Here is a 12,283-nt window from a genome sequence, read left to right on the forward strand (position 1 = left end):
AGGCATTTTTGCCGGCTAAGGCATGTATTATTTTTTAAAACCCCATGGCGCCCCACAATGAACTGATTGATAACCGCAGGAAGAACCGGATTACCCATCCGTACCTGAATTTACTTGAGTTTGCCACCCGGGAACGCACCTTTCTTATTATAATCGGAATTGCCTTCATCATGGCAGCCTTTGCTACCCTCAACTGGCACTTTGCCATGTGGCTTGGATTTACGTTTGCTTCCTACTCGGCTGTAGCCAACGACAGCATTCAATCGCTGGGTACGTTTATTGAAAGTAATAAAAAACGAAAGTGGTATATTCTCTGGCTGTTTACAGGGCTTATTCTGATAGTTACCATCTCGTTCAGCTATTTTTATTTTAAAGGTGATGTTACTTACCAGCGCCTGCTGGACGACCAGGGCAATACGGCTTACCCGCACCCCGAGACCTTTTCATTTTTTCAGATAATTGCCCCGATTGTTCTGCTGATTCTTACCCGGCTGCGCATGCCGGTGTCCACCACCTTTTTGCTGCTAAGTGTTTTCAGTGCTTCTGCGGAAGGCATTACTTCCATTGTTTCGAAAAGTATTTCGGGTTACCTCATTTCCTTTATTCTTTCATTCGTAATCTGGTACGCAGGATATGACCTTATCCGCAAATACTTTAAAAAAAGAAAAGCCCATGTTGCCTGGCCGATTATTCAATGGGCTGTCAGCGGAGCATTGTGGTCGGTTTGGCTGATGCAGGACGGAGCTAACATTGCCGTTTTCTTGCCGCGTAAACTTGAATTTTACCAGTTTATAATTTTCACAGGCACCATCTTCCTCGGGTTGGGCCTGTTGTTTTATCTGCGCGGGGATAAAATCCAGGAAATTGTAAGTGAAAAAGTAAGAATATCAGATGTACGGGCAGCTACGCTGGTTGACTTTACTTATGTGTTGCTGCTGATCTATAAATTACTTGACAGCACCGTTCCGCTGAGTACCACCTGGGTATTTCTGGGTGTGATTGGCGGGCGCGAAATTGCGGTGAACATCGCGCGGAATAAAAAAGGCATGAAACACAAACGCAAAGCACTCGGCCAAATCGGCCGTGATTTGCTGTATGCCACCATCGGGCTTATTATCTCAGTAGCACTTGCATCAGGTGCTAACCCGTTAATACGGAAAGAGATTATGGATTTTCTCTCGTCACTTACAGACTTCAGCGCCTTCAGTTGGCTGGCGTGGTGGCTTCCGGTATATCTACGGTAACTGTAGTTCCCTCTCCTTCGGTTGAGGTTATCGCTATCGAACCATTCAGTTTAGCCAGAGTTTCTTTTACAATATAAAGCCCAAGCCCCGAACCGGCCCCCTCATCCGTTGCACGGTAAAACATCTTTCCGAGGTTCGGCAAATGTTCTTTGCTTATTCCTCGTCCGTTATCCGCAACCGAAATTCGATATAAGATTGTTCAGGATGATTTTCAGTCGCCATTTGTCGCAGTAAAACTCCTGAGGTTGGTTAATCTCAACAATCCGTTCAAATTGAACGCCCTTCAGGTTGGCATAACTAAGTTGCTCAAAGGTTTCGTCAACCAACTGGCTTAACTGAACCGATTCGGGTTTAACTTCCAGCCGGGCGTTGCGCGACTGATCGAGAATTTCGCGAATGAAATAATCCTGCTGCCTTGCGCTTTTTTCAATCATTTCTAAATACATAATCGAATTGGTGCCCTGATCTTTTTTAGCCAGATTAATCAATCCAAGTATGGAAGAAATGGGAGCCCGTAAATCATGCGAAACGCTGTAAACAAAATTATCGAGCTCCATATTTCGCTTCATTAACTCTTTGTTGCTTTGCTCAAGCTTATCCTGGGTTTCAATACGTTTATTAATCTCGTCCATAAGCGCTTTCGTACGTTGCTGAACGGTTGATTCCAGGTTCTCATTAAACCGCTTTAAATCGTTCTGAGCTTGCTGGCGTTCATTAACTGCCGAAGAAAGCACCAGTGCCGAAAGACTTATTACCCCTACGTAAACCTGCACCAGGAATATTGAATTAGCAGGTGGCCCGTCCATTGTAAAAGGGCCTACATTATGGCCGGTAAAATAAAAGGCTGTTATAGCAACTAAAATCAATGCAACGGTTGATACAACCGTGTGGAACCGAAACGCAAGCCATAACAAAAGCGGAATGACAGCAAACGGGTACACATACGGAGCCACCTGATTAACATAGTCGGTTGATAAAAGTGCAAATACCAGCAATGCGCTCAGGATGAGCAAAGCGAACTCGCCTGCTTTCTGGAAATCAGGCTTCGTAATACGAAGTTGAGCAACCGAAATTAAAAGTGGGGCGAATAAGATCATGCCGGTTACGTTGCTGAGCCACAATTCAAAAAAGCGGGTAAACACCAACTCATTTGAAATAACCGATGAAAGATTAAGGCTAAGTACAATGAAGGAAGAACTGATAACCGAAACAACAAAAACCACCAGCACAAACTGGAAAGCATGCAGGGTAGTTGAAAACGGATAAGTTTTTTTAACAAGCCGGTTAAGCAGGTAGTGACCGGCCAATGGCTCTAACACCCGGCCTGCGGCAATTGCTGCCGAAACGGCAATGATTATTTCAACCGAACCAATTGCATTATTCCAGAAACCTTTTACAGCAATAATCAGCGAACCGATGGCTATACCAGGCCAAACCCTGCGCCCGAGCAGCATAACCAACGCCAGACCAATGCCGGCAGGCGGCCACAGCGGCAGAACTCCTGTAGTGCCAAAGTACAGAAAGTACCCGAGCTCGGCCATCAGGTAATATGCCAGAGCAACCAGCAAAATCATCAAATCGGGCGATTGCCAAATCATCAACTTTTTCATAGGGGCAGGTTTTCCAACCTACATATTAAGCTGTTCATGTTTGTGGCAACAGAATTATTGTATCAAGAGATTAAAAGTCCGATATAAAGACAGATTACCCGCTAAACAGCAGGTACTTATCGTTTCATGAACAAAAAATACTTCAAATAGCATTTAACTATAAACTAACTCTAAACACAAATACGCTCTCAATATTTGATTTATTGAATCGATAGAATAACTTAACTACTGAATATAACCCGATAACTCATGAAAACGACCTCCCCTCTCCTTATCCTTACGGTCTGGTTACTAACAGCCTGCTCCTTTAGTGCCGGAACCAAGAAAGACTTAACCACGGGTCTCTCCTACTCCTACAATGGATTTACGGTTTCGGAGGTTTATTTTGTTGATGCCGAAAACATACCCAAAGGCACAAACGAAGTTGACCTCAACACCGAAGTGGCCCTGGTTGTACAGGGCATCTCAAACTATACGCTGGTTGATGAAAAAGCCTACCCCGGTATGAGCCTTTATGTTACCGATAACAACGGAAACCAGGTTATTGCAGAAGCCGATATGTTTGCAAGTAACATTGGTTACTCGGCCGAAGATGCGTCCGTGCTGCGGGGCACCATCACGGTTGGGGAGCCGATGGTGTCAGGCGAAACCTACCATGTAGAAATGAAAATATGGGATAAAAATAAAACCGATAACACTATTTCGGTCGGGGTTGACCTACGCGTTAAGTAATTGGCTGCAACCAAAATCGCTATTCGCGGAACAACCATTTTTTGAATTTACCCCACAAGCTATCGGGTTGCTGTATGGAAGTAATTGGTTGTGATTGAACAACTCTTTTAGCTGATGACTTACCTGTCTTTACACGCTTATAGCCTGAAACTTTAGCCTGGTATTTCTGCGTACGTCTTTGCTTTTGCTGTTCTGCTTCAAGTTGCTTTTGTTTTTCAAGGTCGCGCTGTTGGCGTTCACGGGCTATGGCAATAGGATTTTTCTGCTGGCGTCTAAACCGTTGGCGATTCTGGAATGTTTCCTTAATCGATAACTCAGCAGTCTTTTTATTTTCATTTTCAGTCGGGACAACTTCCTTTTTCTTCTTTTCAGGCAAATCTATCTTACCAATTACTTTAAGCCCGGGCAGTTCAACCTTTGGCGCTTTTATCAATTCAGGTTTTTGTTCTGATGCCTGATTCATTTCTTCGGTAAATGCTGGGGAGTCAGGAATCACCTCCTCTTGCACGGGTGGCACACCACTTTCCTGGGGTACTATATCAACCTCATCTTCTGCTAAAACTTCTGGTAAAAGGTTTGCCCAATTTTCAGGTTTAAAAAACTGCACAACCTCCTTAACCTGGCCATCGGTAAGCCGGGTATTTGAAGTAGTATCAGGCGGTACGCTTCCGGCCGGGAGCGCAGCCATTACATCGGCAGGGCGAAGATTTAGCTTTCGGGCAAGTTGTCCGAGACGCATAATAGGTTCGTTAAAAGAAGGCAAAAATAGATACAGCCCGGCAATTGTAAAAATCAACTGAATGACCCGAAATACAACGGATAGTGGTTGGAACAACCGGGGTTAAACAGCGCCCCGCAATGCAGACACTGGTTGTTACACGCCAGGTATTGGTTAATCGTCAGGGTTCGTTTACATACTCCGCATAGCACCGCCTGCTCCTCATATTCCTCAGTAAGCCAAACGGTTGCCGGGTGGCCGGCCGCCTCATGGTGGCAGTAGTAACAGGCATACCACGTATTACAGCATTTAAACTTGATGGCTATAACATCGCGGTGAGTATGATAATGAATACAGCGGGTCTGTTCATCTACCAATGTACCTTTAACCATGTCAGTAAAGTTTCTTTCGCCATTGTTTCTTTTCGGCTTTACGCTTTTTCCCTTCCAACCGTTTCAGGCGGGAGGCACTGGTTGGCCGGGTTGCCATCCGCTTCTTTTTTACAGCAAACGCCTTTTGCAGCAGGGTGTCAAGTTTTTGAATAACCTGAGATTTGTTTTGAAGTTGCGACCGGCTAGTTTGGGCGTGCAAAACAAGGTCACCGTCATGCGAAATGTATCGTGCCAGCTTTTGTATACTCAAAAGCCGTTGCTCGTGAGTTAATGCTGTTGAGTTGGCCACATTCCAGCGCAACGTTACACGCGAATTGGTTTTGTTAATATGTTGCCCACCCGGACCGCTGCTGCGCGAGGTTACAAAATGAAGTTCATGGACTATATTTTGGCTTGTTATTCTTTGCATTATCCTACTTCTACGGCTCGCCCGTTTTCCCAAATTAACCCGAAAAGATGACCGTACCGCTTAACCCAATCGCGATCGGTTGCAAAATCAAAAAGTTCGATTAACCCTTTCTGGTACAGTTCTTTTAACTCCTCATCCGGCAAACCGGTTATCGAAATGAATCCGCCCGGTGAAAAGTTAAAGCGGGCGCGGTTAAACAAACGGGCTTCATTAACCAGTTTCTTTAATTCTGCTAACCGGGCATTGATCTCTTCAATAAGGCGGATGGCTTCATCAAGGGTTTTGGTTATATCGGGTATTTCACCTTCATTATTAAAATCGTGGTGGCGCAATATCGGAACGGGGTTCAGGTGAATTTCACCTGTGTAGCGGTTAATCATAGATTTCGAAGAAAAAATTGAACTCCAAGGTAATTATTTTACCTAAGAGTAATCCGGCCGTTAACTGCCCTGACTTTCAGCCAGCCGGAAAAAGATGGGAATAACCATTCGCTGGCGTACCGGTTTGCCGCGTTGTTTGCCGGGGTTCCACGGTGGCGCGTTTTTCAAAACGCGCACCGCTTCTTCATCGCAACCGGCACCGATGCCTTTTACCACCGTAAACTGAGTTAGGGTACCATCGCGATCAACCACAAACTCAACAAATACTTTCCCCTCAATACCCATGCGCCTGGCCTGTGCCGGATAGCGGATGTTATCGCTGACATATTTATAGAATGCAGCCATACCGCCTGTTGGCGATGCCGACTGCTCAACCACCAGAAAAATCTTATCCGCTTCTTCTTCGGGTTCTTCAATCTTCGGGGTTTCGATAACCGGCAACTCCTGGATGACGGTTTTATCGGTAACATCAATATCAAACTCCACTTTAATTTCTTCCTTTATTTCCTCTTCATTGGGCACTTCCACAATCCGGGGCTGCTGCAAAACAGGTGGTGGTGGCGGAGGTATTTCAGTTTGAGGAATTTCGGTCATTTCCTCAAACGTGTTACTGCTGCGGGAAATAGCTTTTACATCAGGCTTATCGATGGTTTTCCACTCAAAAGCCAAAACCACCATCAGCATCGTAATGGTTAAACTTATGCTTAACAACAGGGGCTTTATTTTTTCCAAATCGGCCCCGCTATATTTTTTCGGTTCATAAAAAGGGCCCATAAAAAAATCATTTGCCGATTTTACCTCATTATTTCAAAACACTAAATGATATTTGTTAGGAACCGGTATGACAATTAGCAGGATATGATGACAGCCAATTATATTTGAATTAACTTCCAGTTTATGAAAGCCGTTGTAATCGTTTTACTTCTTAGTAGTCTTTATCCCGCTCTTGCCCAGGACAGCCTGGTTTATTTAAATGAAATACAATTCGATTCGCCTTTCGAAAAATATGTATTTGGTACAGTGAATGCCAGTAAAGATTTTGCTCCATTTGATCTGCTTATTGCAAACGGGACTCTGTTGAACGAAGCGCAGATTGCCAAATCCAGGAACCGATTTTATGACTACCTGAAGTCACAAGACAACGAAAAATTTCATAAGAAAAGTGCTCCTGCCAAAATAAAAATCTTAACAACCGACTTTCGAAAGGACTACCTTTTGAAATATGTTGCACTAAGCCGGTTTGAAGACATCTTTGCGGCCGGTCATTTTAGTGAAGTTTCAGGTACAGCGCTTTATTGTATCGCCTTTGAGTACCTGAACATTCCCTATAACATTCGTGAAGAACAGGCAAATACCTATGTGATTGCCTACCCGGAAACAAGCCGAATTGTTGTAGAATCGACAACCGCAGCCATAACATTCTTTACTTACGATGCTACTTTTAAACAGGAGTATGTACAATCTTTACGAAGGCAAAGGATTATTAGCGAGCAGGAGTTTGCCAAATCAACTATCAATACGCTGTTTGATAAATATTACATCGGGCAAAACCAGTTTATTACCATCAGGGATCTGGCAGGACTTCAATACCTGAACGAAGGTGTTATGCTGCTTCAAAACAACAATCCGGAAGGGGCATTCAGCAAATTGGAAAAGGCTTATTTTCTTTCACCATCACCAAAGATTACTTATATGCTCATGCAGGCGGGTAGTCGTGCATTTTTAAATCGTTCAAAAAGAGATTTAAACCATGCTGCGTTACTTGGTAAGCTAAGCCGGTATTCGGGAATTGGGATAACGGACGATGCTGTTAGTGGAGAATTTTATCAGGTAATCCAGGACCTGCTTTTTGACCGGGGCCAACCTGACCAATTGGAAGCATATTATAACGTTCTTGCTGAAACCATCCGCAAACCCGAAACAAAGCAAGAAATTGATTTCATCTATCAGTTTGAGAAGGGCCTATATTATTACAATAAGGATCGATGCTATTCTGCCCTCACCCATTTCGAAAATGCCCTGAAACTAAAGCCTGCCAACCAACAGGCAGCCAACATGATTATTGGGTGCATGGGTACGCTTGCCGAAAGCTGGGTACATGATGAAGACTTTATTAACAAGTTGGCGTTCTTCCGACAACAATATCCATCACTGGCAGATAATAACACTTACAATGCACTGGTAGCCCATGCTTACCTCATTAACTGCGCTTCGAATTTTGAAGACAATAAACCGACCGAAGCCGAGCGGTTCAGGAATATGTTTGAAGAATTAGTGAAGATGGAACCGGACCTCAATCTGCGTAGTGACCTGGTTGGCCGCGCTTACTCAGCAGGCGTTGTATATTATTTCCGGAAGGGGCAAACCAAACGCGCCCAGGCTTTACTGGATGCCGGATTAAAAATTTCGCCAGGAAATTACGAGCTTACGGTAAGAAAAAACATGATTCGTTGAATACCCTGCTAATTGTGCTCAATAGCAATGTTGTACCGTTTCTCGGTAATGTAATAGTTATCCTGAACCGTTTTTACTTTAGCAATTACATTAATGGTTCTCATCATAAAAGTTCCTTTCGGCAAGTAGAAGTCAAGCGTTGCCACACCATCCCGATCAAAATCATCAACCTTCTCAAGCCGGTTGATCATACAGCCTTCCTTGCTTAATTCCCCTATAAAAAATTCGACCGCCCGATGATTATCGGATAACGAAAAACGGAGCGTATATGTATCGTTCTTTAATAAACTATTAATCGCGGTTATCACGATGGTGGGATAGTTTTTCTTAATAGTTCCATCGCGCAAATATTCTACTAAACCCCTACAAGGCTCATCCTCATAGTAGGTTGCAACCGAAAGCACAGAGCCGTCTGACTTGAATTTTTCGAGTTTGCCATGCCGCCTGTTTGAATCGTAAGTAGTTACCTGATGGATAGCACCGTTTTCATAGTACCGTTTGGCAAGGCCGTGTTTTAACCCGTTTCTATATTCAATTTCCTGGTAAATAATGCCGGTTTCATAAAATTCCCTGCCAATACCGCTCTTCTTCCCCTTTTGATAGGGTATCTCCACCTTCAGTTTTCCATTTTTGAAGTAAGCCTTGTAAACACCATCAGTAACGGCAGGTTCATTTTGCGTTGCCTCGCTTATTCCTTTCGTTTTCTTTCGCTGGGCCTGCGTGTCGCACGACAATTGACTGAGTGACACGATTAGGCAAAAAAGCGAAAATAAAACACTTGCTCTTTCTACCATCGGATACACCAGTATCCGACTCATTTCGCAGAATGATAATCTGAACTTTTGCATAAACACAAAACAGAAAACTGGAACAAAACAGTCTTAAAATTAAACCGTATCTTTGAGGCTGACAATACAACTCCATTACCCCTCCTTTGCGGCCTAAGGCCTCTAACCGGGAAATAGACTGTAGTTCCCAAACAAACTTAAATCCAACTCATGAAATCATTTCAAAGCCTGGGGTTATCCCGGGAATTAACACAAGCCGTTGAACTAATCGGCTTTGAAACACCCACACCCATCCAGGAAAAAGCCATTCCGGTACTGCTTAAAGGCAATCGCGACTTTATCGGGCTGGCTCAAACCGGAACCGGCAAAACAGCCGCCTTCGGCTTGCCGCTGCTAGAACTGGTGGATGAAAAAATTGAAACTACCCAGGCGCTGGTGCTTGCCCCAACACGCGAACTGGGCCTTCAGATTGTGAGTGACCTTGAAAACTTTACCGAAAATTTCAAAAACCTTAGCATTGTTGCCATTTACGGTGGGGCCAGCATCAGCGAACAAATCCGAAAGGTTAAACGCGGAGCACAACTTATTGTAGCCACACCCGGCCGGCTGATTGACATGCTCGGCCGTAAAGCCGTTAACCTCAGTTCCATCCGCTATGTTATCCTTGACGAAGCCGATGAAATGCTTAACATGGGCTTCAAAGAAGATATTGACGAAATCCTGTCAAAAACTCCGGATGAAAAAATAACCTGGCTCTTTTCGGCTACCATGCCCGCAGAAGTACGGGGCATAGCCAGCAACTACATGGATAATCCGGTTGAACTAACCGTTGGCGAAAAAAATACAGGTAATGTTAACATTGAGCATCAGTATATGGTGGTTAATGAAAGCGACAAGTATATCGCCTTAAAGCGATTGCTTGACTTTACCCCCGATATCTTCGGATTAATCTTCTGCCGCACACGCATCGACACCCAGCGCATTGCCGAAAACCTGCTGAAAGACGGGTACAATGCCGATTCACTGCATGGCGATTTAAACCAGGCCCAACGCGATAGGGTGATGATGAAATTCAGAAACCGGTCGCTGAACATCCTGGTTGCCACCGATGTTGCAGCCCGTGGCATTGATGTAGAAAGCATCAGCCACGTCATCCACATGAATTTGCCCGATGAGATGGAATTTTATACGCACCGCAGCGGACGTACGGCACGTGCCGGTAAAAAAGGAATTTCCATAGCGTTAATAACACCTAAGGAACAGGGCAAGATCAAGCAGATAGAGAAGCGGCTGAAAAGTCCCTTCAGGCAAATACCAATTCCAACCGGGGCAGCAGTATGCCAAAAACAGTTATTGGCTTTGATGCGAAAAGTACATGAGGTGAAGATTAACGAAGACGAAATTGAATCCTTCTTACCTGCTGTATATGAGGAACTTAAGGACCTATCAAAAAATGAACTGATTAAGCGCTTCGCCTCAATTGAATTTAACCGGTTTCTGGATTACTACCGCGATGCCCCGGATTTGAATGTTAAAATACGGGAAACCCAAGCCGCAGAACGGTATACCACAGGTACGCGTTTTTTTATTAACCTGGGAAAAATGGACAACCTGGACAAGGCTACCCTGCTGGAAATGCTGGACGACTGTTGCGGAGTTAGCAAAAAGTACATTGGAAAAATTGACATCAAGGGTGCATACTCCTTTTTTGAAATTGAGCCCGGCAAAGCAGATGACATACTGGCCGGATTGAACGGGATCGAATTCAGAAACCGACCCGTTCGTGTTGAACGAACCGATGATCGAAAATCAGCATCCAGCGGATGGCCCGGCAGAAAAAATAAGAAGAAAAAAACGTTAACCGGAAACAGTACCAGGCCGGTTAAACCACGTTAACATGATATACATCCTGCCGGTTTCGGCAAATGCCGGAAACAAAAAAACCGCCCGGCTGGGGTATATCCTCAACCAGATTAAAAACCCGGCATGATTTGCTTAGGCCCTCAAATATTAACAGAAAGGAATACGCCTGACCTGGCGGCACCAACGTCCACACCGGGGCATAGGTAATATTTTCAGCATGGAGTAAGGCCCGCCCGATTTGGTGCATGTTGATCAATGAGATAGGTACTTTTCCATATCCGGATAAGCACTTCCTGCACGGACACCGGAACATGGCAATGGATGTAGATGCAGGCTTCATTCAGTAAATCGGGTCTTTCCGAAAACAATTTATTAAGGTCAATGCGGGGCTTTGCCGTAACCGGCAGGGTTTCGGTATGCGATATTGGTATAGAACCCATTTCCAAAAATACCAATGGAGCCGGTAATCCTGACGATTGACGGCAAGCATCCTGATTTTACTCATACCCGCCTGTTTATTAAGCAATTACCTTGGCTTCTAAAATTAAAGGCATATGAAACGGATACTTGTTACCCTTAAAAAGAAAGTGGACCCCGCCCCAAAACTAATGGTTACCGAATGGGTAACCGAAGAGGAACTGAAGGCCATCCGCAAAAAATACGGTAACCAGTTTGATCCGGAGGAACCCATAATTAATTTCCTCAGCGACCAGCTTGTACTGGTTTCGTTTACCGTTTGGGTGAATAGCTGAGTAAAAAAAATTAAAGCCCAACGGTTAACGGAGCACTGAAATATTTTATACTTTTCAGTTCTAAATTTTAAGTTGCTATGGCTAAGAAAAAAGCTACCAAAAAGTCGAAAGCGAAACCCAAAAAGGCTGCGAAGAAATCAAAAGCCAAGGGTAAGAAGGCGGCAAAACCGGCTAAAAAGAAAGTGGTAAAGAAAGCTGCAAAGAAAAAGGCTGCCCCCGGCAAGAAGGCCGCCCCTAAACCTGCCCCAGCCCCCGCACCACAACCGGCCGCCCCTGCTCCAGCCCCCACCTTGTTCGGTACAAGCGAAGGCAGCGGAACGGGTATGTAATACCGGGTTTCCCGACACAAAAAAGAAGCGACCGTGGGTGGTCGCTTTTTTTATAAATGCCCCAGGCCATATTCGGGAATTTTACCCTGAATCGGCCTGAAAAACGAAAGTATCTTTTCAAAATCGGCAGCCGGATTGTCCGTAACCTTAAACGGCTCAGAAAAAATTACCTGTTTATTTCCAAAATCCAACGCCACCATAACAATCGGCACATTTGCCTGCTTTGCAATATTGTAAAATCCGGTGCGCAGCCGGTCAACCCGTTTACGGGTACCTTCGGGCGACAAGGCCAGTGCAAATTCAGTATTAGCGTTAAACAGTTTTACCACCTCTTCAACCGCATTCTGGCTCGAGGTGCGGTCAACAGGTGTACCGCCAAGCCACCGGAAGATGAACCCAAAAGGCGGCCTGAACAACTCTTTCTTACCCAGGTAGCGGGCGTGCTCAAGCCGAAGTACACTGCGGTAAAGTACACCTATAACGAAATCCCAGTTGCTGGTATGCGGAGCCACAATAACCACGTATTTTTTTTCATTTACCGGAAAAGCACCAAGCGGTTTTGTTTGCCAACCCAACACCATTAAAATAAATTTTGCAAGCCAGCGAAACATA

The 12,283-nt window shown here is 44.6% G+C and carries 16 protein-coding genes; 6 read left to right on the forward strand and 10 right to left on the reverse strand.

From position 1 onward, the window contains the following. Positions 1–44 precede the first annotated feature (44 nt). Positions 45–1,244 (forward strand): hypothetical protein, encoded by a 1,200-nt coding sequence (locus HRU69_12515; protein ID QOI98256.1) that lies wholly within the window; start codon positions 45–47, stop codon positions 1,242–1,244. Here HRU69_12515 and HRU69_12520 read toward each other — a convergent pair. After that, positions 1,204–1,440 (reverse strand): HAMP domain-containing histidine kinase, encoded by a 237-nt coding sequence (locus HRU69_12520; GenBank protein ID QOI98928.1) that lies wholly within the window; start codon positions 1,438–1,440, stop codon positions 1,204–1,206. The genes HRU69_12515 and HRU69_12520 overlap by 41 nt on opposite strands. Continuing rightward, positions 1,412–2,854, reverse strand: coding sequence for an MASE1 domain-containing protein (locus tag HRU69_12525; protein ID QOI98257.1), 1,443 nt, complete (start codon positions 2,852–2,854; stop codon positions 1,412–1,414). The genes HRU69_12520 and HRU69_12525 overlap by 29 nt, the downstream gene beginning before the upstream one ends. A gap of 249 nt (positions 2,855–3,103) precedes the next feature. Between HRU69_12525 and HRU69_12530 the strand changes: the two genes are divergently transcribed. Next, positions 3,104–3,586 carry a hypothetical protein gene (locus HRU69_12530; GenBank protein QOI98258.1) on the forward strand — a complete coding sequence of 161 codons (483 nt, stop codon included), beginning with the start codon at positions 3,104–3,106 and terminating at the stop codon, positions 3,584–3,586. A 19-nt stretch (positions 3,587–3,605) separates the two neighbouring features. Here the strand turns inward: HRU69_12530 and HRU69_12535 are convergent, their stop codons facing one another. The 5 genes from HRU69_12535 to HRU69_12555 form a co-directional block, all read right to left on the reverse strand. After that, on the reverse strand, positions 3,606–4,193 hold the full coding sequence (locus HRU69_12535) for a hypothetical protein (protein ID QOI98259.1): 588 nt from the start codon (positions 4,191–4,193) through the stop codon (positions 3,606–3,608). 185 nt (positions 4,194–4,378) lie between these two features. Next, on the reverse strand, positions 4,379–4,696 hold the full coding sequence (locus tag HRU69_12540) for a hypothetical protein (protein ID QOI98260.1): 318 nt from the start codon (positions 4,694–4,696) through the stop codon (positions 4,379–4,381). 1 nt (position 4,697) lies between these two features. Further along, positions 4,698–5,105: an aminoacyl-tRNA hydrolase gene (gene arfB, locus HRU69_12545; GenBank protein ID QOI98261.1), complete on the reverse strand. Its 408-nt coding sequence runs from the start codon at positions 5,103–5,105 to the stop codon at positions 4,698–4,700. Continuing rightward, positions 5,105–5,485 (reverse strand): hypothetical protein, encoded by a 381-nt coding sequence (locus HRU69_12550; protein QOI98262.1) that lies wholly within the window; start codon positions 5,483–5,485, stop codon positions 5,105–5,107. The genes arfB and HRU69_12550 overlap by 1 nt, the downstream gene beginning before the upstream one ends. Positions 5,486–5,545: 60 nt before the next feature. Further along, positions 5,546–6,259 carry a TonB family protein gene (locus tag HRU69_12555; protein ID QOI98263.1) on the reverse strand — a complete coding sequence of 238 codons (714 nt, stop codon included), beginning with the start codon at positions 6,257–6,259 and terminating at the stop codon, positions 5,546–5,548. Between the two features lie 123 nt (positions 6,260–6,382). Between HRU69_12555 and HRU69_12560 the strand changes: the two genes are divergently transcribed. Next, complete coding sequence (locus HRU69_12560; GenBank protein QOI98264.1) at positions 6,383–7,939, forward strand: hypothetical protein; 1,557 nt, start codon at positions 6,383–6,385, stop codon at positions 7,937–7,939. 8 nt (positions 7,940–7,947) lie between these two features. On the opposite strand, the gene HRU69_12565 is transcribed toward HRU69_12560, so the two are convergent. Continuing rightward, the gene (locus tag HRU69_12565; GenBank protein ID QOI98265.1) at positions 7,948–8,757 is read right to left on the reverse strand and encodes a toxin-antitoxin system YwqK family antitoxin; all 810 of its coding nucleotides are present in this window, start codon (positions 8,755–8,757) and stop codon (positions 7,948–7,950) included. A gap of 180 nt (positions 8,758–8,937) precedes the next feature. On the opposite strand from HRU69_12565, the gene HRU69_12570 reads away from it, so the two are divergent. Further along, positions 8,938–10,623 carry a DEAD/DEAH box helicase gene (locus HRU69_12570; GenBank protein ID QOI98266.1) on the forward strand — a complete coding sequence of 562 codons (1,686 nt, stop codon included), beginning with the start codon at positions 8,938–8,940 and terminating at the stop codon, positions 10,621–10,623. 179 nt (positions 10,624–10,802) lie between these two features. Here the strand turns inward: HRU69_12570 and HRU69_12575 are convergent, their stop codons facing one another. Next, the gene (locus HRU69_12575; protein ID QOI98267.1) at positions 10,803–11,030 is read right to left on the reverse strand and encodes a hypothetical protein; all 228 of its coding nucleotides are present in this window, start codon (positions 11,028–11,030) and stop codon (positions 10,803–10,805) included. 114 nt (positions 11,031–11,144) lie between these two features. On the opposite strand from HRU69_12575, the gene HRU69_12580 reads away from it, so the two are divergent. Both HRU69_12580 and HRU69_12585 read left to right on the forward strand, forming a co-directional pair. After that, complete coding sequence (locus HRU69_12580; protein ID QOI98268.1) at positions 11,145–11,342, forward strand: hypothetical protein; 198 nt, start codon at positions 11,145–11,147, stop codon at positions 11,340–11,342. Positions 11,343–11,419: 77 nt separating this feature from the next. Further along, positions 11,420–11,671, forward strand: a complete 252-nt coding sequence (locus HRU69_12585; protein ID QOI98269.1) for a hypothetical protein — start codon at positions 11,420–11,422, stop codon at positions 11,669–11,671. A gap of 50 nt (positions 11,672–11,721) precedes the next feature. On the opposite strand, the gene HRU69_12590 is transcribed toward HRU69_12585, so the two are convergent. Next, a complete protein-coding gene (locus HRU69_12590; GenBank protein ID QOI98270.1) occupies positions 11,722–12,282 on the reverse strand; it encodes a 1-acyl-sn-glycerol-3-phosphate acyltransferase in 561 nt (186 codons plus the stop codon). Between the last annotated feature and the right edge of the window lies 1 nt (position 12,283).

This window comes from Flammeovirgaceae bacterium, assembly GCA_015180985.1.
Taxonomy (GTDB): Bacteria; Bacteroidota; Bacteroidia; order Cytophagales; family Cyclobacteriaceae; genus UBA2336.